A 26,727-nucleotide genomic window follows, 5' to 3' on the forward strand; every position below is an offset into this window, starting at 1 on the left:
CCTAATGGGAAGAAGAATTTTGCTTGTATTATCCGTATTTCTCGCTGTTTCGGTATTGTTAGGCTGCGGTTCGTTTCCTGCGCATGCGGCGGGCGAAGTATCTTTCAGCCTGATACCCTCCACCCGGGAGGTGTGCGCCGGCGATATCTTCGCGGTGGAGGTAAGGATTGATGCAACCTCCCAAGCGATTTATAACACCGAAGCATATATAGACTTCGATCCCGGTTGCCTTCGGGTTGTAAACGACAGCGGGGGAGAGGTTTCACAGATCGAAGCCGGAAGCGTTCTGCCGCAGGTCGGCGAAAACACCGTAAACAACACAAACGGACAGATAAACTACGCCGCGGGAACAACAGGGAGTGCTGTCAACAGCTCGTTCGTCCTCGCCGGGATCCGGTTTAAGGCTTTAACACCGGCATCGATAACGACAATAGCCTTCAGTACGACCGCCTCAAGAAAGACCACCGCTTTTTCCGCCGACGATAACAGCGATGTCACCGGAAGCCTCAGCCCCACCGAAGTCAGCATTAAGATATGCATAACCTCGCCGGACGTCTTACCGGAAGCCGCGGTGGGCGTCCCGTACAGCTACATTCTGGCGGCCGCCGGCGCTACGTCCTGGTCCATTACCAACGGCTCCTTGCCCGGCGGGCTGAACCTGGAAGGCGCAACCGGGCAGATTTTCGGCAATCCTTCCGCAAGCGGCTCGTTCAACTTCACCGTGCAGGCCAGCGGCAGCGGCTCGATCGACCATAAAACATTCACTCTTACGGTCGTGCCCGCACTGGAGATAAACACGACATTGCTTCCGGACGGAAACGTCGGACAGCCCTATTCGGTTGAGCTCGAGGCCTGCGGCGGGACCATGCCGTACGCCTGGTCCGCAACGTCGGCGCTGCCTCAGGGACTCGCTATATACAGCGGATCCAACAATAAGGGACTGCTGAACGGCACCCCGGGACAGGCGGGAACCTATATTTTCACCGTAAAGGTTACCGACATCGCAAGCAGATTTGCGGAAAAGAGTTTTACGATGACCGTCAGAGTCCAGCTGTCCATTTCCCCGGCTACTTTGCCCATTGCCACTAAAGGCGCCGCCTATTCTACAACCCTCAGCACAAGCGGGGGCACGGCTCCCTATACCTGGTCCGTTTCAAGCGGAGCATTGCCTGCCGGACTGAACCTTAATGCAAGCACGACCGCTTCCTGTTCGATCTCCGGTACACCTACCGGTATCAGCGATGCCACGTTCACCATCCGCGTGTCCGACAGCACCGGCAAGACCGGCGTTAAGGAATACACGATAAGCGTTACGGACCGGATGGCCATAAATCCGACCAGCCTGCCGCCCGCAAGCAAGGGTCAATATTACAGCGACACACTTACAGTCAGCGGGGGTAAATCGCCATTTACGTGGACGCTGAAAAGCGGCAGTCTGCCCGATGGGCTAAGCTTAAACGGCGTTACGACAAGCGCATGCATAATCTACGGAACACCGACCGGAACCAGCGATAAGACCTTCACCATCAAGGTAACGGATAGTGACGGCCGGTATGTTGAAAGAAGTTACACCATAAGCGTGGCCGAAAAAATGACCGTGACCACCGGTACCCTGCCGTCTGCGACCAAAGGTACAAGCTATTCGGTTACACTCGCGGCAAGCGGGGGCAAAACCCCTTATAACTGGAAAATCCAATCGGGCACACTACCGGCCGGAATCACGCTTACAAGCAGCACCGGCAAAATCTCAGGCACACCGACGGGGAACAGCGACACCACCTTTACCGTCCGGGTCACCGATAAGGACGGAAGATACGCCGAAAAAAGCTTTACTATAGAGTTTTCAGGTTCGCAGCCGACAATAACGACAACCACCCTGCCACCGGCAACAAAAGGATCGTTTTACAATACTACGATTGCGGCAAGCGGCGGCGCGACGCCCTACACCTGGTCGCTGAAGAGCGGCAGTCTGCCGGGAGGACTCACGCTTAACACAGGCACGGGCAAGATTTCGGGTACGCCGGCCGGGAACGGCGATTACACCTTTGCCGTCCAGGTGAAAGACAATGCCGAAAGGAAGGCGGAGAAGAGTTTCACCATGAAGGTGGCGGCTTCGCCGCTTACCATTAAAACCGCTTCTTTGCCGGCGGCTGCCTCAGGAATTTCGTACGCCGAAGTAATCACGGCCGAAGGAGGGATACCCCCGTATACCTGGTCTCTGGCAAAAGGCAGCCTGCCTCCGGGGCTAAAACTGAAGACCGACGCCGGAGCGGTCTACGGGACGCCCTCCCGAAGCGGCAGCTTTACCTTTACCGTACGGGTCACCGACAGCGGGGGAAGAAGCGCGGACAAAGGCTATACTATTACGGTCTCGTCCGGTGTGCAGCCGGCGCCGGTCGTTTTCGCAGACGTAAGGGACTCCTGGATGGTCGAAGCCGTAAGCAGACTATCCGAAGACGGTATCATCTCCGGTTACCCGGACGGCACCTTCAGGCCGAATAACACGATAACCAGGGCGGAAGTGGCGTCGATCCTCTCCAGAGCTTTAAATCTGGCGCACGGAGAAACCCGGGAGTTGAATTTCAGCGATAACCCACGGATACCGGAGTGGGTGAAAGGAGCCGTTGCGGCGGCGGTCAAGGAAGGTCTGATCGCGGGATATCCAAACGCCGACGGCACGGTCGCCTTCGAAGCGGGAAGGACCGTCAGCAGGACGGAAATGGCTGTTCTGACGGCAAGGATCCTGGAGAAGAAGCTCGGTAGTATTAATCCCGCGCAGCTGAACTTTACCGACGCCGGCACTATTCCTTCATGGGCGCGAAACATGGTTGGAAAGGCGGTAGCGAAAAACGTCGTGGGAGGATATCCCGACAACACCTTCCGGGGCGGCCGAAGTGTGACTAGGGCGGAAGCCGCTTCGATGATCGTCCGCCTTTTGGACCTTATCTGAGCCCAGCGCCGATAACCCTTTTGACGCTTAAGAACGCGCGAATTATCGATTCCCCGGCGGGAGCAGTCCCGCCGGGGATTTTAGTTACTCTTACTCATTTAAGCACAAAACCCTCTGTGATGATTTAAGCGGGTGAAATGTTCTCCGAAATCATATAAGGAGGAAATTCGTTGGACAGCGTTGTATAATATCTATTTAATTGTATAGCAGGTTTCTGTGAAAGGATGTTTTCCATGCGTTCATCAACGGTAAAACGCCTTGATGGAAGAAACCGAATAATTCTTATTATTACAGCATTCCTGCTGGTCGTATTAATAGGTTATCTTCGTTACGTTTCAGGGCCGGATTATGCGTTTTCTCTTTTTTATCTGTTTCCAATTTGTCTTGTAGGATGGTTCATCGGAAGGTGGGCCGGGATACTTTTTTCGGTCATAAGCGTGATAACCTGGCTCGCCGCCGATTTGGCGATGACGGGTTCTTATAAAAATCCTTCGGTACCCATTATAAACGAGTCACTGCGGTTTGTCGTCTTCCTAATCCTGACGGTCGTTTTAACGGAACTGAAGATGTCCCTGGACCGGGAAAAACTGATCGCCAGAACGGATTCCCTGACGCGGATTGCCAACAGGCGCGCTTTTTACGAAAACGCGGCCGTGGAAATAAAACGGGCCCGCAGGTATAAATACCCGCTTACCATCGTATCCATGGACGTTGACAATTTTAAGATCATCAACGACAATCTCGGGCATCAGGCCGGCGACACCTTGCTGATGACGGTAGCGAACACCATTAAAAAAGATATAAGGGCCTCCGATATGGTTGCGCGTCTCGGCGGCGACGAGTTCGCCATCCTTCTGCCGGAAACCGATCCTGCACTGGCCGGGCAGGTAATCGGAAGGCTCCGCGATGAACTTCTGGAGGTCATGAACAGAAACGGATGGCCGGTGACGTTCAGCATCGGCATCGTGACGTTCGAAGGCGGGGTAGGCTCCATAGACGAAATGGTCCAAAAGGCGGATAACCTCATGTATACCGTAAAACAGGAAGGCAAGAACATGATCCGGCATGAGGTGATAGCCTGGGAAAGCTATCCCTCCAAAGAATGCCAGGCATGAACCCGACTCGCGACTCGCAACTCGTGACTCTCGACTAATTTTCCTTCATCCTTCCGCCTTCATCCTTCATCCTTTAAAATGTGGCGGCTTTTGAAGCGTAATACAGATACGGCAGAATTCCTTGTTCCGGCTTCTCCAGGTGGGCCTTGAGCTCCTCCCAAACCTGCGCCATGCGCGCGTTGTCTTCCGGGGTCAGCGGGATGTCCGTATTTGCGGGCAGGGCGGGATGCACCGGCAGCACCCTGAACCGCTCGTGCCCGTTTTTCTTCGACAACTCCATCCAGACCGGCAGGTACCTGACGTCGCGAATAACGGCGCCCGAAGTGTCCTTCTCGATGTACAGGTAAAGTATTATCCCGCTGTCCGAATAGCGCCAGTCCTGGGCAGAGACGAAGTTCCCCAGAGAATGCGCCGCGACGCAATCGCGCTTTACGCCGCCGCGCTCCACGGAAACCTTCTCAATCGGCTGCACGACGTGCGGGTGCGAGTTTATCACCACATCCACCCCGTACACGCAAAGGCCCGTGGTCAGCTCCCGCTGCGACTCTTCCGGGAACCGCCGGTATTCGACCCCCATGTGAATGATCGCCACCACCAGGTCCGCGCCCGCTTTGCGCGCGGCCTGCGCCTCGGTAATAACCTTCTCCCGGTCGAGCAGATTAACCGCGTAATCCCTGCCCGCGGGCAGCGGCAGGCCGTTGGTGATCGCCGTGTGGTTCAGGAAAGCGAGCTTTACGCCCTTGACGTCAACGATGAAAGGCTTGGCTCTTTCAGCTTCGTTCCTGTAAGTCCCGACGTGCGCCAGACCCGCCGCGTCGAGATTATCAAGGGTTGTGACGATCCCGTCCCAGCCCATGTCGAGGCTGTGGTTATTGGCGGTGCTCAGCAGGTCCACGCCGATCTTCTTCATATGCCACGCCAGTCCCGCCGGGGTGTTGAAGAGGGGGTAGCCGTGGTAGCCGCGTTCCGGCCCGGCCAGTCGCGTTTCAAGGTTTGCTACCGTATAGTCCGCCGAATTCAGGTAGGGCTCAATGGGAGCGAAAACGGGCCCGAAATCGAAGCTTTTCTTTTCCGCGTCGTAGTCCGAATAGACCACCGGCAGGTGCATCAGCAGGTCGCCCGCCGCCGCCAGCGTGATTTCCGTTTTCTTCTTCTCCGGAGGCGGCGCGGGCGCAACCGGCGCCTTGCTTTCCAGCCAAGCGGGAATGGCTCGCGAAAGCGCCATAATACCCGCCGCAACCGCGCAAAACAACAGGAACCTATAAAAACGCCTTCTATTTCTTCGCATTCAACCGTCCAACCTTTTAATGGGTTGGTAACTAATTTATGCTTGTGGTCCTTGAAATCCTTTTTTATAGGAGGGTGAAGGAGAGAAATTGAGTGGCGGGCAGCCAGATATTTCTTTTGTACTATTAAATCCTTTTCAAGTACTTAATGTGACAATTAATCTCAATATTATACTCTTGACACATTGCAACTCCAGCATTACCATTATGTCAGAAATAATGCGACATAATTTACCATATACAACAGTAAAGCGTCAAACAAAACGTTATTGCTTTTAATGAATAACTAACCGTTGCTTAGCTCCGGTGTCAGGCACTTAACTTGTTAAATACGACCTGGTTCCGGCGTGAAGAAGACAGTTTAATTTTTCGTTCCATGTTCTTTGAAAACCGACAACACGACCGCGACCTTCAACGGCCAACCGCTTGATTACGACGCCGACGGGAACATGACCCACGGCCCCCTGGCCGGAGCGATGGCCGATTTCACCTTCGACGCCCGCGGCAGGCTCACCGCCGCCGGCGGCACCAGCTACACCTACGACGCCGAAGGAAACCGGATCTCTGTCACCGAAGGCGGCTCGCAACCGGTTACGTTGTAAACCCCAACGCGGCCCTGAGCCAGGTGTTGACAGAGACGGACCCCTCCGGCAACAACACCTATTACATCTACGGCCTGGGATTAATCGGTCAGGAAGAAAACGGGTCATACATGAGCTATCATTACGACCTCAGAGGCAGCACCGTCGCGCTGACGGACATAAACGGCAACGTGACCGACCGCTTCCAGTACTCCGCCTATGGCGAGCTGGTTCACCACACCGGCTCGACGGAAACGCCGTTTATGTTCAACGGCCTTGACGGCGTAATAACCGATGCCAACGGCCTCATATACATGCGCGCCAGGTACTACAACCCCGAACTGAGACGGTTCTTGAGCAAGGACCCGCTAATGGGCAGCATAACCGAACCGCAGTCGCTGGACGCGTATGGGTATTGTGAGAACGATCCGGTGAACAGGATTGATCCCAGCGGAGAAGCATTTATAGACGATTTCAAGAGAAACTTTCAGGCCAGTTGGAACGCGGCTCCTGAAATGTGGCGGGCAAGCTGTGCAGCAGCGCCGGAAATGTGGTCGCAAAGTTGTGCTGCACTTCCCGGGAATTTTCGCGAAGCTCTTAGGCAATATGTAGGACCTGGGGATTGGGATAAACTGAAGAACGGTCAGTGGTCATTCAGAAAGAATGGACCAGCCCTCTTTTGGGTAACCGTCAGTTTTATTCCAGCAGGTAGGGGAGCCAAGGAAGTCAAGGAACTGACATTTGCAGTCAAGGAAGGGCGTGTTATTAAGCAGGAGTTAAGGGCGGCAGAGGGAGGTATTGGGGCACAAAAACGGCTGATTTATGAACCTTCACCAAAGCATGGACCTGCAGCTCGGGCTCGGTTAGTGCTTCACCACGTCATGGCCAAGAAGCGCTAGATTTATCAGTCCGGGTCAAGTCAACCTCGCCTCGCCGGGTGGGTATTGATTACGAGACAAGAGAGTTCATAGTTTTTGACCAAACTACACCGGGAGTATTTCATGGACATGTGAGGCCTTGGGGCGAGCTTACTCCCGAAATGCAACGTGCTTTACGACAGACAAGTATGGTGGATGCTCGTGGGCACATCGTGGTGGGCAAATAATGCGATACGAAGAAGTTCTTCCGATAACCCCCAAAGAGGCAGAAGAAGCCTTTAAATCGAAGAATCCTGCAGAAGTATGTGATGCACTGATCAGGGTTACCTATTATGACCCTGATTGGCGTTGGGTACAAGCGCAGTGTCTACGTTTTGCTAGGCATCGCAACACGGATATTCGGGGGTTAGCTGCGACATGTATTGGTCACTTGGCGCGTATACATGGTGTTCTTAATATAGAGTTGGTTCTTCCGGTCTTGCAGCATCTATTAAAGGATCCAGAAGTTTATGGTCGTGCTCAAGACGCGTTAGACGATATTAAAACCTACCTGGGGATGTAAACTATGGAAGCTCCGGTGCCTATCACTTGAACTTTCGGCGTCTGTGGCAAGATGCGGAAAGCTTACGGTTTAACACGAAACGTAAGATTAACAGGTTATTTTATATGTTAAAGCCTATCATAAGGAGGGGGTTGCTCTGAAACCAAAAGGCTTATTAAGAATCGTACTTATTCTTATGATTTTGCTTTCCTGAGTCTGCCGGCGTATGGCATCACTTACGAGTACGACGAATTGGGCCGCTTGAAATCGGTCACCTATGATTTCGGCGGAACGGTCAATTACGGTTACGATCCCGGGGGCAACCCCACCTCCGTTACGGTCCCGCCTTATGTTTACGGTACAGACCCGGTAAACGGCGCGGTTTACGTCCCGGTGGACCAGAACGTGTACATCACGTTCAGCAAAAACGTCCAGCCGGGAGATAACTACGCCGGCATAGTCATGAAAACCGGCGGCACGGTGGTAACGACCGCTTACAGCTTAAGCAGCTCCCTCCTTACAATTAATCCGGTGGACAACCTCGATAGCAGCACTACTTATGCGGTATACATACCCGCGGGCGCCGTGAAAGACCTTTCCGGTAACAATTCAGTTAGCGAATATACTTTAACGTTCACCACTCAATCCATATTGTCCGTAGTGTACACTGACCCGGTTGACGGCGCCGCGGACGTTCCGGTGGACAAAACGGTATACCTTGCTTTTAATAAAGATATCCAGCCTGGGCCGAGCTCCGGCGGCATAGCGGTCAAGGCCGGTGAAACGGTAGTATCGACGGCTTACAGCGTGTACGGCTCCCTCCTCACCATCGACCCCGTAGAGAATCTCAACTACAGCACCGCCTACGCAGTATATGTTCCCGCGGATGCGGTTCAGGATCTGGCGGGCAACAATCTGGTTAATGAATATTCTTTCGGTTTTACCACGAGCGGTGAACCGGATGCAACGCCTCCGACGGTAACCGTAAGCCCGCCGGGCGGCCTGTACAACGCCGCACAGTCGGTGACGCTTACGGCCTCCGAGCCTGCGGCTATTTACTATACCACCGACGGTACAGACCCGACGACGGGCAGCGCCCAGTACGCCGCACCGTTCGCGATAGCGGCCGACACGACGCTGAAGTTCATGGCGGTCGACCAGTCGGAAAACCAGTCGGTCATTTATACCGAAACCTACACCATTGACACGGCGGCGCCGACGGTGAGCAACACCGACCCGGCGGACGGCGCAACCGGCGTTTCGGTTAGTAAAATTATATATGTTCAATTTGGTGAGGATATCCAGCCAGGACCAAACTACGGTTCCATAATGATGAAAACCGGCGAAGCGGTAGCTGCAATAATGTATAACACATCTGGTAATGTTCTTTCCATCGACCCATTAGAAAACCTCTATTACAGTACTACCTACGCTGTTTATCTACCAACGGGGTCTGCAAAAGACGCGGCGGAAAATGTCACAAGCCAATACATTCTGACTTTTAGCACGGCGCAATGTATTATTCACATAGACGATATTCAGGTACGAGGGTCTAGAGATCCAGAAAGAGAAGGTTGGAATTATGCTACTGCGCTGATAAAGATCGTTAACCAAGACGGCACCCCAGTCGCGGGAGCAACGGTATCCGGTAAATGGAGCGATTTAGCTCACGACAAAGACATCGGCGTAACAGACACTCTGGGTCAAGTAACAGTTACATCGGACAGTGTAAAGAAAAACGATGGTTGCTTTACCTTTACAGTAGATAATGTGGTAAAATCGGGGTGTATTTATGATTTGGGATCTAACAATGAAACAAGTAGTAAAGACTGTTCTGTTCATATTCCCTAAACGAGTAAGTGATTATAGATAGCAATATAACCCTTTCACTTGCTTTCAGGCGTAACGGGTTATTCTTTTTAGCACTTTCGTTACAAGGTGTCAAGTATACGGCTCGAAACAAGCAGCTTTTGCCGGAGAAAAAGAAGCGGCGATGATTTAGGAAGGTTTAGCCCCATTTATTAATACATAAAAAAGAGTGATAACGAGAACACTCCCGCCGACCTTTTGAGAAATCTGGAAAATCTGCACAAATACGCTGGAGCACGGCGTAAAACCCGTGCTTTTTCATTCGACTGATATTTGGAATCCACCCTGCACACAGATTCAGAACCTGAGATTTTATTTCTCGCGGTCTGGTCAAAATAAGATAAGGGTTTCCGGGGCTTTAAATCCTCCGGAGATCAGACCCGTATGAACAAATAAAACAGACTTCGAACGAAGGGCGATACCATCAAAACCATCATCCGGCTTGACGACGTTACGAAATACTACGGCAGACGGAGGGGCGTGCTTCACATCAATTTGACCGTTAACACCGGGGAGGTGTTCGGTTACCTCGGTCCAAACGGCGCAGGAAAGACCACGACGATCCGGCTGATAATGGGGTTTATCCGCCCTACGCGCGGTTCCTTGAAGATTTTTGACATTGACGCCGCGCGCCGCGCCAAGGATATCCTGGGGCGCGTCGGTTATCTTCCGGGAGAACCGTCCTTATATGAAAACCTGACCGGAGCAGAGTTTTTGCGTTACTTCGGCCGTCTGCGCGGAGGCGTCGACTGGGATTACGTGAAAGAACTGGCGGAGCGTCTCCGGTGCAGCCTGGGACAGAGAATCGGCTCGCTTTCTCACGGCGGAAAGCAGAAAATCGGGTTGATCCAGGCCTTCATGCACAAACCGGAATTAATCATTCTCGACGAACCGAGCAACGGCCTTGATCCCTTAATGCAGTTGGAACTCCACCGGACGGTTCTCGAGGCCAAGCTGGAAGGACGGACGGTGTTCTTTTCGTCGCACGTCCTTTCTGAGGTCCAGAAGGTATGCGACCGGGTGGGGATAATACGCAGCGGTAAACTGGCCGGTGTCGAAGATGTCGAGGCCTTGAAAACGCGCGCTTTGCGCCACTTGACGGTTCGCTTCGCCACATCAGTACCGCTGGAAGCGTTCGCGGGCCTGCCGGGTGTCGAAGAGGCGTTCGTGGAGGACCATTCGCTTCGCTGCACCCTGAACGGCAAGCCGGACGCCCTGATAAAAGCCGCCGCAAGGTTCGAGGTTACGGAGGTTATAAGCCGGGAACCGAGTCTCGAGGATGTGTTCTTTTCCTATTATAAAGACAGCACCCTCGAACGCGGCGTTACGGGAAAAAATTAAGCCTTTTTCGGATCCTTTACCCGCGACTCACGGCTCGTGACCCGTGGCTCGCAACTCATGACTTTAAGCAGGCAGAACCAACTTGCTTCTGATCTAGACTTAAACGTAACTATCCAGGCACGGGTTTAAGGTCTTCAAATTCAGAAGTTGGTAGCCAGGATCCAGCATATAATCGGCTTAACATAAAAAATATGCATGTTTTATGTACATGGATTCTTTTTTCCAAAAACCATATCCATATATTCTGACTTCTGGCTACTGAATTCTTACTTGAACGGACTTCACTGTTAACTCGCAGCTAACGGAGGCCGCACCACCATGTTTTTAAACAACATTTTCCTCAAAACCCTGAGAGACTACCGTTACGCGTTACTCTGGTGGGGCGCCGGTCTTTTTCTGATCTGTCTCTGGATCGTCCTTCTGTACCCGAGCGTGCGCGATATGCACGAGCTTAACAGGCTTCTTGAGGGCGCGCCGTCGACGCTCATAAAGGCTTTCACCGGCGACATTTCGGATATGACGTCACCGACGGGCTATCTTAACAGCCAGTTGTTCTTCTTCATGTTGCCCCTACTTTTCATCATTTTTTGCATCGGGTTCGGGGGCTACGCGGTTGCCGGGGAGGAGGAGCGCGGGACGATGGAACTGCTTCTGTCCAATCCCGTGCCTCGCCGGCGGGTGGTTATTGAAAAATACGCCGCAATGGTGCTGTGCGCGGTTATCCTTTCGTTTCTAACCGTCGTGGGGATAGCTTCGGGTAAAAACACGGCCGAACTTAATTTAGCCATTGGACAAATCGCGGCGGCAACCGTCGCCTGCGCATTGCTCGGTTTGTTCTTCGGCGCGCTGGCACTGGGCGTAGGCTGCATCCGCGGCAGTCACAGCTTGAGCATCGGTATCGCAAGCGCCGCGGCCGTCGCGTCTTATTTTCTTAACGCTCTGGCGCCTTTGGTTCAATACTTAAAGCCGTACCGGAAGCTGTCACCGTTCTACTATTATACCGGCGGCGACCCGCTGGCAAACGGTCTTTCCCCGGGCAATACAATGGTTCTGATAGTTCTTGCCGCCGCATTAGTCTTTGTTTCTATCTTTTTTCTCGAAAGACGTGATTTACAATCCTAAACATTTATGATTTTGTAGAACATGGAAGAACAAGGCTGAAAACGGCCTAATTTTGTTTTTAACAAGTTTATTGTATACTTGCGCCCGTTCTATTTCCAAAAGTCTGTCTCCCAGGTTATAATTATCTGCGTATTGTCTCCTCTGAACCATCCACTACTTTTCAGGTAACACAAATCTGCGAGTGTTTTTAAATACTTATTTTGGCTTAATATCAAGGGATTCAAGGGGGTTTATAATATGTGTGCCGTGAGGATCACCGACACCACCCTGCGCGACGCTCACCAGAGCCTGTGGGCCACCCGGATGCATACGAAAGACATGCTTCCCATCGTGGAGAGCCTGGACCGCATCGGTTTCCACTCCTTGGAGATGTGGGGAGGCGCCACCTTCGACGTATGCCTGCGGTATCTTTACGAAGACCCGTGGGAACGCATCAGGGAGATAAAGAAGCGTGCGAAAAATACACCGCTGCAGATGCTCCTTCGCGGGCAGTCCCTTGTCGGTTACGGTCACTACCCCGACGATGTGGCGGAAGCTTTTGTAAAAAAGGCGGCAGAGAACGGTATCGATATAATTCGAATCTTTGACGCGCTTAACGATATCCGCAACCTCGAATTCACCATGAAGGTCGCCAAAGCCGCCGGCGCTCACGTCCAGGCGACGGTCGTCTACACCCTGAGCCCGGTACACACCACCGATCACTACCTGGAAGCGGGCAAGAAGCTGGTGGAAATGGGGGCCGATTCTATCTGCATCAAGGACATGGCCGGAATGATGGCCCCTTATCACGCCTACGAACTAATCAGTCTGTTCAAGAAGCACTTTTCGATACCGGTGCAGCTTCACTGCCACTACATCGGCGGTATGGCCGTCGGCGCTTATCTTAAGGCGGCCGAGGCCAACGTCGACGTCATAGACACCGCTTCGGTGCCGCTGGCTTTCGGCGCCTCGCAGCCCCCCGTGGAAACCGTCGTCAGATCGTTAAGGGGAACCCCGTACGACACCGGGCTTAGAATCAGGGACCTTTTCGAGATCGCGCAGTATTTTGAGGAACTGCGCAAGAAACGGGGTTTTGAACGCGGTGTCACCCGTATCCACGACATGCGCGTGTTCGACCATCAGGTACCGGGCGGTATGATCTCCAATCTGGTGACCCAGCTTCAAGAACAGAAGGCTATTCACCGTCTCCAGGAGGTTCTGGATGAGATTCCGCAGGTGAGGGCGGAATTGGGTTATCCGCCGCTGGTGACACCAACCAGCCAGATAGTGGGCACGCAGGCGGTGCTGAACGTTCTGACCGGCGAGCGTTACAAGCTGATCCCGGAAGAGGTGCGCCGTTACCTTCAGGGCTACTACGGACGCCCGCCGGCGCCGATTGATCCGGAGATTCAGAGGAAGGCCGTCGGCGATCGTGAGCTGATAACCTGCCGCCCCGCTGATTTACTTGAGCCTTCCCTGGAAAAACTAAGGGGAGAAATCAAGGATATGGCAACCTCGGAAGAAGACGTTATCGCCTACGCGCTTTTCCCACAGGTTGCCAGGCGGTTCTTCGAGGCCCGCCAAAAAGGAGAAATCGATATCATGCGCGAAAGAAATGGAAAAGAAAAGCAGGCGGCCAGCGCCAAAAAGGAGGCGGTAGAACTGAACATAAAAGAAATTCGTGAACTGCTTAAACTTCTTGAGGAAAGCGACGTATCCGAGTTTGCCCTTGAAAGCGCGGGAATGAAGCTGACCATTCGCAAAGGCGGTTTCCAGGCGCAGACGAAAGAGAACCCGGTAAAGGAACAGGTCCCCCGGGAAGCAGCGCCGGAAACCCCAAAGGCTACGGTCGCCAGGGAAGACCTTTATTCGGTCAAGTCGCCCATGGTGGGCACGTTTTACAGGGCGCCGGCGCCTGACGCGCCCCCTTACGTGCAGATTGGGGAAACGGTCGCCAAGGGACAGGTGCTCTGCATAATAGAAGCCATGAAGCTGATGAACGAAATCGAGTGTGAAACAACCGGGGAAATCGTAGAGATACTTGTTGAAAACGGTCACCCGGTGGAGTACGGACAACCGCTTTTTTTGATAAGAGAAAAAGCTTAGTTTGCGAGGTCGGGGAATGTTTAATAAGATTTTAATCGCCAACCGGGGAGAGATCGCCCTCAGGATAATCCGGGCATGCAAGGAATTAGGAGTAAAAACGGTTATGGTATATTCCGAGGCGGACCGGGAGAGCCTTCCGGTGCGTCTTGCGGACGAGGCTTTCTGCATCGGTCCTGCGCCTGCCGCAAAGAGTTACCTTAATTTCACCAATATCATCAGCGTCGCCGAGGTCGCCGGCGCGGAAGCGATTCATCCGGGTTACGGCTTCCTGGCGGAAAACGCCAACTTCGCCGAAATATGCGCGAGTTGCGGGATGGTCTTTATCGGCCCGCCGGTGGAGGCCCTGGAAAAGATGGGAGACAAAGCCGTGGCGCGTAAAACCGTTGCCTCGGTGGGGGTGCCGGTGGTTCCGGGTTCGGAAGAGGTGCTTGCGAATCCGGCAGATGCCGTGGGGCTGGCGGAAGAAATCGGTTACCCGGTTATGATTAAGGCTTCCGCCGGCGGAGGCGGGCGCGGGATGCGCGTGGTTCACACCCGCGCGGAAATGGAGCGGTCTCTTCAATCGGCCAAAGCCGAAGCTGAAGCGGCTTTCGGCAGTCCTGCGGTCTATCTCGAAAAGTACGTCGAGGAGCCGCGGCACATCGAGTTTCAGATTTTAGGCGACACAACAGGCAATATCGTATATCTGGGCGAGAGAGACTGCTCGATCCAGCGGCGCAACCAGAAACTGCTTGAAGAATCTCCTTCGTCGGCAATCGGTCCCGCTTTTCGTAAAAGGATGGGGGAAGCTGCGGTAAAGGCCGCCGCCGCCGCAGGCTATTACAATGCCGGAACGGTGGAATTCTTACTAGACAAGTACAACAACTTTTACTTTATTGAGATGAACACCAGGATTCAGGTGGAACACCCGGTTACCGAAATGGTTACCGGCCGCGACCTGGTGAAGGAACAAATCAGGATCGCCGCCGGTGAGCCCCTAAGCTTCAAGCAGGGGGACGTTAAGATAGACGGCTGGGCGATTGAATGCCGGATCAACGCTGAGGACCCCTTCAGGAATTTCACCCCGTGCCCCGGAAGGGTTACATCCTTCCTGCCGCCGGGCGGGCCGGGAGTGAGGGTGGACACAGCCGTGTATCCCGGTTACTTCGTTCAGCAGTACTACGATTCGCTGATCGCCAAACTCATTACATGGGGACGGAACCGGGAAGAGGCTATAGCGCGGATGGAGCGGGCGCTGGAGGAATTCGAAATCGAAGGCGTGGCCACAACAATTCCCTTCCACCAGCGGGTGTTGCGTAACGCTTTCTACAGGCGGGGAGAAGTTTATACTAATTTTATTCAGCGTCGCATCTTGGCTGAGGAAGTTGTCACTTCGTTCTAAACGACCCCCGCCACGGCTGGATCTGCCGGCACCCGGTCAACGACACAAGCTTGACCTGTTGCCTTGTGTTTCCGTGGAGGGTTCTTGGGCGGGTGCGCCACGGAAATACGGTTAAATGTGGAACCTGAAAAGTTCTTGAGAAGGAATTAAAGTTGCTTTGATGGAAATAATTTAGTATTATGAATGAAAGCTTGGGAGGTGTTCATATTGGCGGAAGAACATTCCGGACAGGAGCTTAAAAGCGAACTCGGAGCGGTGCGGATCGCAAATGAAGTGGTTGGGGTCATCGCGGGTCTTGCGGCAGTTGAAGTTCCGGGCGTCGCGGGCATGAGCGGCGGAATAGTCGGCGGTATCGCCGAAATGCTGGGACGTAAGAACCTTTCTAAGGGAGTAAAAGTGGAAGTCGGCGAACGTGAAGCGGCCATCGACCTTTACGCCGTAGTAAATTTCGGGGTAAGGATAGCGGATGTGGCTACACAGGTTCAATCCAACGTCAAGAGAGCGGTGGAGGAAATGACAGGACTTGCGGTCGTCGAAGTGAATGTGCATGTGCAGGGAGTAATCTTTCCGGAAGAACCGAGAGAGGAAGAAAGAAGGCTGCGTTAAACAGATTTAGACGGAGGAACGATCGCACTGAATTACTTTACGAAGGTACGATGCTCATTTATAAAAGCAGTTTGCGGTATTTCGAGTTATTGTAAAGGGAGTGATCCCATTGGGACCGTTTGATCGCGGTCTCTTATTGCTTTACAGCTTGATATTCTCGTTCTTCCTGGTGCTGATGTTTTTGGTCTATGCAAGATGGCAGCCGTCTGTATATTTGATGGGGCAGATCTTAGCGCCGGAGCAGCGTTCATGGCTTTTGGGCGTTGCCGCCGCCCTTTTTATCGCCGGTTTAAGATTGATATATGCCAGCCTTAAACCCCGGAGGCGACCGGATAAACTTGCTTTGGTGGAGGACAACCCTCTCGGCCAGGTAAGGATCGCGGTAACCGCGGTGGAAAACCTGGTCTCAAAAGTGGTCGCCGCCTTTCCGGGGGTTAAAGAGGTCCACCCGAAGGTTGTTCCGGAACCGGAAGGAATAGCCATCAAGGTGAAGCTGACCACCTCGCCCAGCTTGAACATCCCCGAGGTTTCGCAGGAGATTCAAAAGCAGGTCAAAGACAAGGTGCTCGAGGTAACCGGCATCTCCGTTAACAGCATTAAAGTGATGGTAGAAAACATTATAACCACAAAGCCAAGGGTTGAATAGGACGGTGGATACACGTGAATTACTCTGATTTTTTAGAACGCCACCGGGGGAAAATAATCGGTGTGGCCATTGGGCTGGCCTTCGGCTGGGTTGCCATCGCGTACGGCTTCTGGAAGGCTGTTTTCGTTCTTATATGCGTCGGGGCCGGTTACTACGCAGGGAAAAGGGTAGACGAGCAAGTCGATCTCGGTCGTCTGTGGGACAGGCTTTTCAGGGAAAGATAAGTGAGCCGGAGGCGGGCAAGGGAAGCGGCCCTTATCGTACTTTTTCAAATCGATGTAGGACATGCCGAACCCGAGGAAGCCCTCGGCCGTACGGTGGAAGACTGGCGAATACCGGACCCGGAGTGCGAGTATATTAAGGATGTTATTTTCGGAACGCTCGCAAAACTGGAACGGATTGACGACATCATCCGCCGTTTGAGCCGCGACTGGAAAATCGAACGGATGAACAGCGTGGACCGGAACCTGATGAGACTGACGCTGTTCGAGCTGCTTTACCGGGAAGATATCCCGCCAAACGTTTCCATCAATGAGGCGATCGAACTCTCTAAAAGGTACGGCGGCGAGGAGTCGCCTCGATTCATCAACGGCATCCTCGGAAAAGTGGCCGAAAAACTCGAAGAATACCGAAAAGGGCAGTAGCGGCCCTTTATTTATTATTACGGTTTAAACATCGAATGCGGTAAGTCTGGCTGACTGCCGGATTCCGTGCCGTAATGGAACTGAACTTATCGATGTTGGAGGAAGGATTAAGATGCCGGTATTTACCGTTACCGACGTTACGCGGCGCATCCAGGAACTTCTTGACGGCGACCCGGTTCTCGGAACCCTGTGGGTGCGGGGCGAAATCTCCAACTTGAGCATCGCAGCATCAGGGCATCTGTATTTCACTCTTAAAGACCAGGCGTCGCAACTGCGCGCCGTTATGTTCCGCTCACGGGCGCAGACCCTTGCGTTTCCCGTGGAAAACGGACTGATGGTTATTGTGCGCGGGCGGGTTTCGCTTTACGAGCGTGACGGGAAGGTCCAACTGTATGCCAACGAGATGGAGCCCGACGGCATCGGTATACAAAGCATCCTGCTCCGCGAATTGAGGACGCGTCTTGAGAAGGAAGGACTTTTCGATCCCGGCAGGAAACGCGCCTTACCCCGTTTTCCGCGCCGTATCGGGGTTGCCACCTCCTCCGAGGGAGCGGCGGTCCGCGACATTTCTGAAACCCTCCGAAGGCGCTGGCCGCTGGCTGAGGTGGTTGTCGCCCCGTGCACCGTGCAGGGAACAGAAGCGCCGCTTACGATTACCGCGGCGCTCGAGCGTTTAAACCGTGACGCCGGTGTCGACGTGATCATCGTGGGGCGGGGCGGCGGCTCGCAGGAAGAGCTCTTCGCCTTCAACACGGAAGTGGTGGTGCGCGGTATATTCGGTTCACGCGTTCCCGTGGTCTCCGCCGTAGGACACGAACGGGACGTTACGCTTGCCGACCTTGCGGCGGACGCCCGCGCGGCCACACCTTCAGCCGCCGCCGCACTGGCGGCGCCCAACCGGGCGGAAATCTCGGAACACATAAACCATCTTGCCGAAAGGCTCCGTACAGGCGTACTCCGCCGTTACGAGTTGCTGCAATTCCGTTTTAACCGGGCATGTCAGAGCCGCGTTTTCAGTCGTCCCTGGGAGACTATTTACGGCGAGGCGGCACAGACGGTTGACGGCCTTGCCGCCCGTCTTGAATACAGGATGCGCAGCGCTCTTGATAAAACGGAAAAGCACCTGGCCGTTTTGCAGGCAAGGATGGAAGCTCTTAATCCCAGCGGGACCTTGTCGCGGGGGTACAGCATCTGCCTGCGGGCAACAAACGGTGAGGTGATCACGGATTCGAATCAGGTCTCCCCGGGAGAAATCGTGGAGGTGCTGCTCCGTCAGGGCCGGCTTTCCTGCAAGGTGGAAGGCTGCAGTTAACCGGTTCATGCTGCCTTTTGGTATGGCTTTTGTTCCATTAACCTTCGGGGCGTTTACAAACCCCGTCGATTCCGGCTAAACTTTTCGAAATAGTCTCGAGGGAGGTATGGAGATGGCGGTTATTCTTGACGGCAAGACCCTGGCGGCTCAAATCAAGGAAGAGATAAAGGCAGAGGTCGACAAGCTCGCCGCAAAAGGGGTTAAGCCGAAACTCACGGCTGTTCTGGTGGGAGATGATCCCGGTTCCGTTGTGTATGCGCGTTCTAAAGGAAAGGCTTGCGCGGGCGTGAACATGGATTACGAGCTTCATCATCTTCCGGCAAGCACCTCGGAAGCCGAGGTTATCGACCTGCTTGGAAAGCTGAACAATGATCGGTCTGTTCACGGCGTCCTTGTGGAATTCCCGTTGCCGAAGCATATCAACAAGTGGCGTGTCCTCGACGCCCTTTCCCCTCTAAAAGACGTGGACGGCATGACCGCCGTTAACCGCGGCAGGCTTCTCGCGGGGGAGGAGGGACTCTTTCCGGCCACGCCTCAAAGCTGCATCGAAATCATGGAGCGTCACGGTATCGAAATAGCCGGCAAACATGCGGTCCTCGTAGGTCGCGGCGAAACGGTGGGACGTCCGCTTATCCTGATGCTGCTGAGGCGCAACGCGACGATTACGATCTGCCATACCCGGACAAAAGACGTGGCGCATCACACGCGCCAGGCCGATATCCTGGTGGCTGCCGCAGGCCGTGCGCGGCTGATCACCGCCGATATGATTAAACCCGGCGCCGTGGTGGTGGATGCGGGTATCAATCCGGCGGAAAAGGGTATCTGCGGCGACGTGGATTTTGAAAAAGCACAGGAAGTCGCCGGTCATATCTCTCCTGTTCCGGGCGGTGTCGGCAGCATAACGACGACGATTATAATGAAAAACGTGTTAAAGGCGGTAGCGCTGCAAGGTTAATAGTCACGAGTCGCGGGTCACGATTGACGAGTGACAAGTTGCGAGTTGCGGGTCGGGGGTTAAGTCCTTAGTCGAAAGTCCTCAGTCCTCTTTTTTGGATCAGGGGACGGGAAAACCTTGGCTGTGGGCTGCAAGTTATGGGTTAAATATTATTAGCGGAGTGGAGCTGGCCCTATGGGCGGGGGCGCACCGACAGAAGAGTGAAAATGAAGACCCGTGAACTTGTTGTTTAGAAATACTGGTATTACATAAACGGAGCGCGGCGAGAAGTAATGCAGTGCAAGGAAGAACGTTGGAGACGAACCGGAGCGTACATAGAGGTACGTGAGGATTCGGCTCCAGCGGGCTGACGCAGCAATGCGTTGTTTATCGTTGCGCCCCTCAACAGAACGCTTATTTTTGAAGGAGAGGGTTATATGGCTCAGATTTTTGACTGGAGTATTAAACAGTTCCTTAAAGAGGCTTCATCCAGCGCCCCAACCCCCGGAGGGGGAAGCGTTGCGGCTCTTTGCGGATCTCTCGCAGCATCCATGGCATCAATGGTGGCGAGTCTTACCGTCGGCAAGGAAAAGTACCGGGACGTGGAGGCGGAGATGACTACGATACTGGAGAAAACCACCGCCCTCATTAATGGTTTTGAGGAACTGGTCGCCGACGATATCGCAGCATTCAGCGGTTTTATGGCTGTTTTTAAACTCCCCAAAGACACCGAGGATCAAAAGGCCGAACGGGCCCGCCGGATGCAGGAAGCATTGAAAAACGCGACCGACACACCGCTGGCGATAGCGAGTGCATGTCTCGAGGTATTGGAACTGGCCGAACAGGCCGCTTTAAAGGGCAACAAGGGAGCGGTCAGCGACGCCGGGGTTGCCGCGTTTCTTTCCGAGGCGGCGCTCAATGCCGCCCTTTTGAATGTCGATATAAATGTTCCCTCTATTAAGGACGCCGACTATGTCGGAAAGGCGCAGGCCGAACGCACCAACCTCGGCGCAAAAGCAGCAGCGATTAAGGGACGCACAGCGGCCGCGGTTGCGAACCGCCTTTCGGAGAAATAAACGCTTTTATGTCACGATCGGATCTACCCAAAATGTCAAATAAAATTGACCACAGAGACACAGAGAACACGGAGGAAAGAATGTAAATATGGGTACTCATTTTTGTTATTTACTTATGTCATTTGTATTCTCTGTGAACTCGGTGCCTCTGTGGTGAGATATATTCCGGTTAAACCGGTAATCAGCGTCTTTACAGGTATCGATTCCTTGTTCGGTATGGTCGAAGAAGCGCTGGCCGGCCATCTCGGCAGTCCGGATTACGCCAGTCAGCTTTTTGGTTTTCATCAGACGGCATATTACGAAAAGGAAATGGGCGCCGGTCTGGTGCGGCGCATCTATTCCTTTCCCCGGCTCATAGAGCAGTCGGAACTGGCGCCGTTGAAGCGTTTTTCAATAGAAATAGAAGACCGCTGGCGCATTGAAGGACGGAGACAGGTAAATATCGATCCCGGATATATCAGCCTGGCAAAACTGGTGCTGGCTACGACGAAAGACAACGTCCACCGTCTTTGCATCGGTGACGGCATCTTTGCGGAGGTCACCCTCTACTTTCAAAAGGGGCGTTTTCACCCCTGGCCATGGACATATCCGGACTACGCAAGCGAGGTTTACAGGGCCGTCTTTGAGGATATCCGGTCGATTTACCGTAGACAGCTTCGCGGTTGACCGACCCTTATATTTTAAGAGAAGAAGCATTAAGGTATTAGTCTTATGCGCTTACTTTCAAACATTGATGTAAGTCGGGGCTAATACCTTTACATTGAAAGGCGTTATGCTATACTTTTGGTAAGCCTCTCACGGGATTTAGAGAAATCACCGTGACCTGCATATGTTATTATTCAGCAACCCGGGTTTATTCCAATTCCATAGTTGCCAAGGGGTGCGTAAAGTGTCGACTAACGACTCGGTTTCCTTCGAGCAAAGCCTTGAACGTCTTGAAACGATAGTAAAAGAAATTGAAAGCGGCAGCCTGAACCTGGATAATGCCATGGCGCGGTTCGCCGAAGGCATGGAATTGGTTAAACGCTGCCGGACGCTTCTCTCCGAAGCGGAACAGAAACTGTACGTATTAATTGAAGACAACACCGGGGCAACCCAGACGGACCCTTCTCCCAAAAGGGAAGCGAAAAATGGACTTTAAAGCAGCGCTTACCGCGAAAGCACGTCTTGTTGACCAGCATCTCGACCGTTATCTACCCCCCGAACTGACACCTCCGGGTGTCATTCACCAAGCGATGCGGTACAGTGTGCTTTCCGGCGGCAAGCGTCTGCGCCCGGCGCTGGTTATCGGCGCCGCGGAGGCCTCCGGCGGCTGCGCCAACGACGTAATCCTGGCCGCATGCGGCATAGAACTCATCCATTGTTATTCGCTCGTTCACGATGATCTGCCGGCAATGGATAACGACGATCTAAGGCGGGGAAGGCCGACGAACCATAAGGTTTTTGGTGAAGCTATCGCCATTCTCGTCGGGGATGCGCTTCTGACGCTTGGGTTCGAACTATTAGCCCGCGCAGGAACCGCGGGAAAGGTTTCCCCCGCCGAAGGGATCCACGTAATTATTGAGGTTGCTGAGGCCATCGGCACCAACGGTATGGTAGGGGGGCAGGTGCTTGATGTATCCACGCCCGGTACCGGCTTAGCGCCCCAACTCGTTGAAGATATTCACCGGCGCAAGACAGGAGCGCTTTTTGTGGCATCGGTACGCGCCGGAGCCATCCTTTCCGGTGCTTCAAGGGAACAACTTACCTGTTTAACCCGTTATGCGAACGAAATCGGTCTTGCTTTCCAAATCACGGACGATATCCTCGATGTCGTCGGGGAAACAGCCAAAACCGGTAAGGGTGTCGGCGGTGACGCACAAAAGAAGAAGTTGACCTATCCCGGCGTTTTCGGTCTTCCCGCAGCGCTTAAACGCGTTAAGGAATCCGCGCAGGCGGCTATAGATGCGTTAGACGATTTTGACAACTCTGCCGATTTCTTACGAGAAGCCGCACAATTTATCATATCGCGCGAATATTAAAAACAATAACCCCGAAATCCTTTTCAGGCTGACGGATCAGACAATTTACGGTAATCAGGCGGGATTTGTTCTTAAGGTCGCGGTATGATATGATGATATGTGACTGTTGTTTGAAAACAACCGTTCAGTTTACAATGACGGAACACGGCGAGAAGTGATGCAGTGCAAGGAGGACCGGCGAAGACGAGCCGGAGCGTACTTGGTGCGTACGTGAGGATTTGGCTTTGCCGGAATGACGCAGCAATGCATTGCTTATCGTCGCGTCCTTCGAAGTATCTGAACAGTTACTTGTGAAAAACATGGGTGAGTGACGCAGTATCCTAGTCAGGACATCTCTTTCGAGGACGGGCCTAAAAATCCGTTAAGGGCACATCGATGAAGTTCCTGGTGCTGGCTGCCGGCGCCCAGCCGGGGGTTGGTACTGGGAGTTAAGGCGGGAGGGCGAGCCGCAAAGGCATGCGGGCGTTGACCCTGCCGCCGCGGAGACCCAAGTACGTGGGCTAAGCATTAGCCTATGGCTTGGGATAGAACCTGTACGTGGTGAAAATTGCGTGCAGCGTAGCCTGCCTTGAGTGGGCAGGGTGGATGCTGAACAATGTGGATTCCGGGAACGGGCCCGTGCTTGGAATACCGCTAGCCTGAAACCCTGGCTGCAAAAGAGGCTAGGGAGAGAATGATCTTGTCGGGGAAAACCCCTAGGCTGTCCGGGTTTACCGGGGTACAGCAAGGATTAAAGTGTGGACTTAGTGGTAATCCAGTCTCGGCTGCGGTGACGCGCCGGGAACGCCCTTAAAGGGAAACCGCCGGTACGGCGACGACCGGTGGGTTGTTCGGGAAACCCTACTGGACCTAAGTCACAGCGTTTACTTGCAGTGCTGTCACTTACCCATAATAATTCATTTTAATGTTTTGGCGTTTCGGTTTTTTGTAACATAGATTCAAAAGGGCTTGGGGTGAGATTTGTTTGCCATATCGCCAACCCCGGCACTCGCATATCCGCCACGTGCTGAAAGTTCTGATATTGACGTTTACCGCTACCGTATTCTTTGCCTTTATATCCGAAACCTTTGTGCGTCAATTTCAGATCTTGTGGGTAGCAGTCGGTTTCTTGTTTTTCATAGTCACGGTTAATGTTGTCTTCGATATAGTCGGCACCGCCGCAACCGCTGCTTCGGAAGCTCCGTTTAACGCTATGGCGGCGCGCAAGGTGACCGGCGCGCAGGAAGGCCTGGCGTTAATTAAAAACGCCGATAAGGTGGCCAATTTTGCGAATGACGTCGTCGGCGATATTAGCGGTACCATCGCCGGAGCGCTCGGTATTTCCATTATGGCGCGGATGTTGCTGGTATTCCCAAAGTCCAGCGAGTTGTGGGGGAACATCCTGGTGACTGCAGTAATTGCCGCTGTTACCGTAGCCGGCAAGGCTATGGGTAAACGTGTGGCGATAACGCGCGCCAACCAGGTTGTTTTTTTGACGGGACGATTAATCGCGGGTTACAACCGTGTGATGTCTGCCTTATTCCGACGGAAGAACAAAACTTCTGACAAGAAGGTGCGAAAGCTTGGGCGTTCTTGAACAGGTCGAGAAACCTGAAGACTTGCGAAATCTTGAACTCGATGATCTGGCAGCGCTTGCTGAGGAACTTCGATGTCTGATTATCAACACCGTTTCTAAAAACGGAGGTCATCTTGCGCCCAACCTCGGGGTTGTTGAACTCACTCTGGCGCTCCACTATGTTTTCCACGCTCCAAGGGATAAGATAGTTTGGGACGTTGGGCACCAGTGTTACGTTCACAAAATACTCACCGGTCGGCGTGAAAGATTCTCAACTCTCCGCCAGACGGGCGGGATAAGCGGTTTCCCTTCCCGCGATGAAAGCGAATACGATATCTTCGGCACCGGTCATGCAAGCACCTCGATTTCAGCGGCTCTGGGTCTGGCCAAGGCCCGGGATCTTAACCGGGATAATCATCAGGTGATCGCGGTAATAGGCGACGGCGCTTTAACCGGGGGAATTGCCCTGGAAGCGCTGAACCACGCCGGACATATCAAGGCGAACCTTATAGTGGTGCTCAATGACAACGAGATGTCCATCGCCAAGAATGTCGGGGCTCTCTCCGGTTATCTGACGCGCCTCAGGACGGACAGGATGTACCACCGCTCCCGCGAAGAGGTCGAGGGTCTTATCCAGAGGATTCCGGCAATAGGTCCCAAGATGCTTCGCATACTGGACCGTCTGAAGGATAGCGTGAAATATCTCGTGGTACCGGGTATGTTTTTTGAGGAACTGGGCTACACATACCTCGGCCCGGTAAAGGGTCATAAGTTACCGGTATTGATAGACACCTTCGAGAAAGCCAAGTCCTTGAAGGGTCCTGTACTGGTGCACGTCGCGACCCACAAGGGAAAGGGATACGCCCCTGCGGAGGCGGACCCTGACCTTTTTCACGGCGTTGGTCCTTTTGACGTGGGAACAGGCAATGTCAAACGTTCCGACCGTTTGTCCTACATGGACGTATTCGGGCAAACCCTTCAAAAAATGGCCGAAGATGACCCGCGAATCGTTGCGATTACGGCTGCGATGCCGACGGGCACGGGGCTCAAGTCCTTTGCCAAACGTTTTCCGCTCCGGTTTTTTGACGTCGGTATCGCCGAACAGCACGCGGTAACGATGGCCGCCGGTTTGGCGGTCGGAGGCTGGCGCCCGGTGGTGGCCATTTATTCAACCTTCATCCAGCGGGCGTACGACCAGATAATTCACGACGTCTGTCTCCAGAGGTTGCCCGTTCTGTTCGCCCTTGACCGCGGCGGGCTTGTGGGAGAAGACGGGGTCACGCACCAGGGCATACTTGACCTGGCCTTCCTCCGGTCGATACCCAACATGACGATAATGGCCCCACAGGACGAAAACGAATTGCGGCACATGTTGAAGACAGCGCTCGCATGCTGCGGTCCCTGCGCCATACGCTACCCCCGCGGCAGCGGCACCGGGTGTCTTCTGGACCAGGAACTGCAGATACTTCCGTATGGACAGTCCCTGGTCATAAGGGACGGCAAGGATGTAAGCCTCTTCGCGGTCGGAAACATGGTCGGGACCGCCGTTGAAGCGGCTGAAAAACTGGCGCAGCAGGGAATAGACGCCGCGGTTATCAATGTGCGTTTCGTGAAACCCCTCGATACCGCATTACTGCTGCGATTCGCACGGCAGACTCAGCGCGTTGTGACGATAGAAGAAGGGATCCTGGCGGGCGGTTTCGGCAGTGCGGTAGCGGAACTCTTATTGGATAACGGACTGTGCAATGTTGAACTGACCCGTCTCGGGATTAATGATTCATTCGTTGAGCACGGCGCTCCGAAAATATTGAGAGAAAAACACAACCTTACACCGGAAGGGATCATAACGGCGGTAACACAACCCCGGCGCCGGTTGAAGGTAGCTGTCAAGAGCACATGACGGCATCCAGGAACCGACTTGATCTGTTCCTGGTGCAAAACGGGTATTTCTCTACCCGTGAACGTGCGCAGGCGGCGATAATCGCCGGTTCGGTCACGGTCAACGGACGCATGGTATTAAAACCGGGGTATGTGGTAAACGCCGGCGATGCGATCGAGCTTCGCGTCAAGGATCACCCTTACGTTTCCCGTGGCGGGGTCAAACTGTCTCACGCGCTGAAGTTCTTTCAGCCCGACCTGACCGGCTTGACTGCGGTTGACGTGGGTGCTTCCACCGGAGGCTTTACAGATTGTCTTTTAGAAGCAGGGATCCGGCGCGTCTACGCGATAGACGTAGGCTACGGACAACTGGCCTGGAAAATCCGGAACGATCCGCGCGTTGTGGTTATGGAAAGAACCAACATCCGCCACCTGGAGCCGTCGCTACTTGGCGAGCGGGCGGATTTTGCAACGATAGACGTCAGTTTTATCTCCCTGAAAAAGGTCCTGCCGACTGTAGACCGGTTATTAACGCCGGCGGGAATGGGACTGGTTCTAATAAAACCGCAGTTTGAAGCGGGACGGCAAAAAGTCGGCAAGAAAGGCGTTGTAAAGGATCCTTCAACTCAGCTATCGGTTTGTAATGAAATCATCGGTTTTATTCGCGACCTTGGTTGGGAGGTTCTCGGCCTGACCTTTTCGCCGCTCCGCGGACCGGAAGGAAACATTGAATTCTTCGTGTTCTTCAGCAAAATCCCCGGTCAGGCATGGCATGGAAGCGTCGAAGAAGTGGTTACCCAGGCCTGGAATCACTTTAAGAACGACCGAGGGAGTCGGTAACATCCGAATCGGGTAAGTGTTCAGCAAACCACGTAATGTTTTGACAGATAATTATGCAGCGGGTGA

24 protein-coding genes are annotated in these 26,727 nt (G+C 53.6%); 23 read left to right on the plus strand and 1 reads right to left on the minus strand.

What is annotated here, in order from left to right; genetic code table 11:
- Window positions 1–4 precede the first annotated feature (4 nt).
- Window positions 5–2,950 (plus strand): putative Ig domain-containing protein, encoded by a 2,946-nt coding sequence (locus tag AB1500_04035; protein MEW6182332.1) that lies wholly within the window; start codon window positions 5–7, stop codon window positions 2,948–2,950.
- Between the two features lie 233 nt (window positions 2,951–3,183).
- Window positions 3,184–4,065 carry a diguanylate cyclase gene (locus tag AB1500_04040; protein ID MEW6182333.1) on the plus strand — a complete coding sequence of 294 codons (882 nt, stop codon included), beginning with the start codon at window positions 3,184–3,186 and terminating at the stop codon, window positions 4,063–4,065.
- A 73-nt stretch (window positions 4,066–4,138) separates the two neighbouring features.
- On the opposite strand, the gene AB1500_04045 is transcribed toward AB1500_04040, so the two are convergent.
- Window positions 4,139–5,353 carry a CapA family protein gene (locus AB1500_04045; GenBank protein ID MEW6182334.1) on the minus strand — a complete coding sequence of 405 codons (1,215 nt, stop codon included), beginning with the start codon at window positions 5,351–5,353 and terminating at the stop codon, window positions 4,139–4,141.
- Window positions 5,354–5,800: 447 nt separating this feature from the next.
- Between AB1500_04045 and AB1500_04050 the strand changes: the two genes are divergently transcribed.
- The 21 genes from AB1500_04050 to AB1500_04150 all read left to right on the plus strand — a co-directional run bounded on the left by AB1500_04050 (window position 5,801) and on the right by AB1500_04150 (window position 26,661).
- Window positions 5,801–5,953, plus strand: a complete 153-nt coding sequence (locus AB1500_04050) for a hypothetical protein (GenBank protein MEW6182335.1) — start codon at window positions 5,801–5,803, stop codon at window positions 5,951–5,953.
- A gap of 23 nt (window positions 5,954–5,976) precedes the next feature.
- Entirely contained in the window at window positions 5,977–6,831 is an 855-nt protein-coding gene (locus AB1500_04055) for an RHS repeat-associated core domain-containing protein (GenBank protein MEW6182336.1), read from the plus strand.
- A gap of 205 nt (window positions 6,832–7,036) precedes the next feature.
- A complete protein-coding gene (locus AB1500_04060; GenBank protein ID MEW6182337.1) occupies window positions 7,037–7,372 on the plus strand; it encodes a hypothetical protein in 336 nt (111 codons plus the stop codon).
- Window positions 7,373–7,603: 231 nt separating this feature from the next.
- Window positions 7,604–9,202 (plus strand): Ig-like domain-containing protein, encoded by a 1,599-nt coding sequence (locus AB1500_04065; GenBank protein MEW6182338.1) that lies wholly within the window; start codon window positions 7,604–7,606, stop codon window positions 9,200–9,202.
- 498 nt (window positions 9,203–9,700) lie between these two features.
- Window positions 9,701–10,561 (plus strand): ABC transporter ATP-binding protein, encoded by an 861-nt coding sequence (locus tag AB1500_04070; GenBank protein MEW6182339.1) that lies wholly within the window; start codon window positions 9,701–9,703, stop codon window positions 10,559–10,561.
- A 318-nt stretch (window positions 10,562–10,879) separates the two neighbouring features.
- Window positions 10,880–11,683, plus strand: a complete 804-nt coding sequence (locus AB1500_04075; GenBank protein MEW6182340.1) for an ABC transporter permease subunit — start codon at window positions 10,880–10,882, stop codon at window positions 11,681–11,683.
- Window positions 11,684–11,920: 237 nt separating this feature from the next.
- Complete coding sequence (accB, locus tag AB1500_04080) at window positions 11,921–13,768, plus strand: acetyl-CoA carboxylase biotin carboxyl carrier protein (protein ID MEW6182341.1); 1,848 nt, start codon at window positions 11,921–11,923, stop codon at window positions 13,766–13,768.
- 16 nt (window positions 13,769–13,784) lie between these two features.
- Window positions 13,785–15,149 carry an acetyl-CoA carboxylase biotin carboxylase subunit gene (gene accC, locus AB1500_04085; GenBank protein ID MEW6182342.1) on the plus strand — a complete coding sequence of 455 codons (1,365 nt, stop codon included), beginning with the start codon at window positions 13,785–13,787 and terminating at the stop codon, window positions 15,147–15,149.
- A 183-nt stretch (window positions 15,150–15,332) separates the two neighbouring features.
- Window positions 15,333–15,755: an Asp23/Gls24 family envelope stress response protein gene (locus tag AB1500_04090; protein ID MEW6182343.1), complete on the plus strand. Its 423-nt coding sequence runs from the start codon at window positions 15,333–15,335 to the stop codon at window positions 15,753–15,755.
- A gap of 109 nt (window positions 15,756–15,864) precedes the next feature.
- On the plus strand, window positions 15,865–16,401 hold the full coding sequence (gene amaP / locus AB1500_04095; GenBank protein MEW6182344.1) for an alkaline shock response membrane anchor protein AmaP: 537 nt from the start codon (window positions 15,865–15,867) through the stop codon (window positions 16,399–16,401).
- 14 nt (window positions 16,402–16,415) lie between these two features.
- Window positions 16,416–16,625, plus strand: a complete 210-nt coding sequence (locus AB1500_04100) for a DUF2273 domain-containing protein (protein ID MEW6182345.1) — start codon at window positions 16,416–16,418, stop codon at window positions 16,623–16,625.
- Window positions 16,626–17,045: a transcription antitermination factor NusB gene (gene nusB / locus AB1500_04105; GenBank protein MEW6182346.1), complete on the plus strand. Its 420-nt coding sequence runs from the start codon at window positions 16,626–16,628 to the stop codon at window positions 17,043–17,045.
- Between the two features lie 112 nt (window positions 17,046–17,157).
- Window positions 17,158–18,357, plus strand: coding sequence for an exodeoxyribonuclease VII large subunit (xseA, locus tag AB1500_04110; GenBank protein MEW6182347.1), 1,200 nt, complete (start codon window positions 17,158–17,160; stop codon window positions 18,355–18,357).
- 112 nt (window positions 18,358–18,469) lie between these two features.
- Complete coding sequence (locus tag AB1500_04115) at window positions 18,470–19,312, plus strand: bifunctional 5,10-methylenetetrahydrofolate dehydrogenase/5,10-methenyltetrahydrofolate cyclohydrolase (protein MEW6182348.1); 843 nt, start codon at window positions 18,470–18,472, stop codon at window positions 19,310–19,312.
- Between the two features lie 416 nt (window positions 19,313–19,728).
- Complete coding sequence (locus tag AB1500_04120; protein ID MEW6182349.1) at window positions 19,729–20,367, plus strand: cyclodeaminase/cyclohydrolase family protein; 639 nt, start codon at window positions 19,729–19,731, stop codon at window positions 20,365–20,367.
- A 153-nt stretch (window positions 20,368–20,520) separates the two neighbouring features.
- Window positions 20,521–21,033: a DUF4416 family protein gene (locus tag AB1500_04125; GenBank protein ID MEW6182350.1), complete on the plus strand. Its 513-nt coding sequence runs from the start codon at window positions 20,521–20,523 to the stop codon at window positions 21,031–21,033.
- Window positions 21,034–21,256: 223 nt separating this feature from the next.
- A complete protein-coding gene (gene xseB / locus AB1500_04130; GenBank protein MEW6182351.1) occupies window positions 21,257–21,508 on the plus strand; it encodes an exodeoxyribonuclease VII small subunit in 252 nt (83 codons plus the stop codon).
- Complete coding sequence (locus AB1500_04135) at window positions 21,498–22,388, plus strand: polyprenyl synthetase family protein (GenBank protein MEW6182352.1); 891 nt, start codon at window positions 21,498–21,500, stop codon at window positions 22,386–22,388. The genes xseB and AB1500_04135 overlap by 11 nt, the downstream gene beginning before the upstream one ends.
- 1,108 nt (window positions 22,389–23,496) lie before the next feature.
- Window positions 23,497–23,964, plus strand: a complete 468-nt coding sequence (locus AB1500_04140; protein MEW6182353.1) for a hypothetical protein — start codon at window positions 23,497–23,499, stop codon at window positions 23,962–23,964.
- A complete protein-coding gene (dxs, locus tag AB1500_04145; protein ID MEW6182354.1) occupies window positions 23,951–25,843 on the plus strand; it encodes a 1-deoxy-D-xylulose-5-phosphate synthase in 1,893 nt (630 codons plus the stop codon). Before AB1500_04140 ends, dxs begins: the two co-directional genes overlap by 14 nt.
- A complete protein-coding gene (locus AB1500_04150) occupies window positions 25,840–26,661 on the plus strand; it encodes a TlyA family RNA methyltransferase (protein ID MEW6182355.1) in 822 nt (273 codons plus the stop codon). The genes dxs and AB1500_04150 overlap by 4 nt, the downstream gene beginning before the upstream one ends.
- Window positions 26,662–26,727 lie beyond the last annotated feature (66 nt).

Source organism: Bacillota bacterium (assembly GCA_040755295.1).
In the GTDB taxonomy this organism is placed as follows: domain Bacteria; phylum Bacillota; class Desulfotomaculia; order Desulfotomaculales; family Ammonificaceae; genus SURF-55.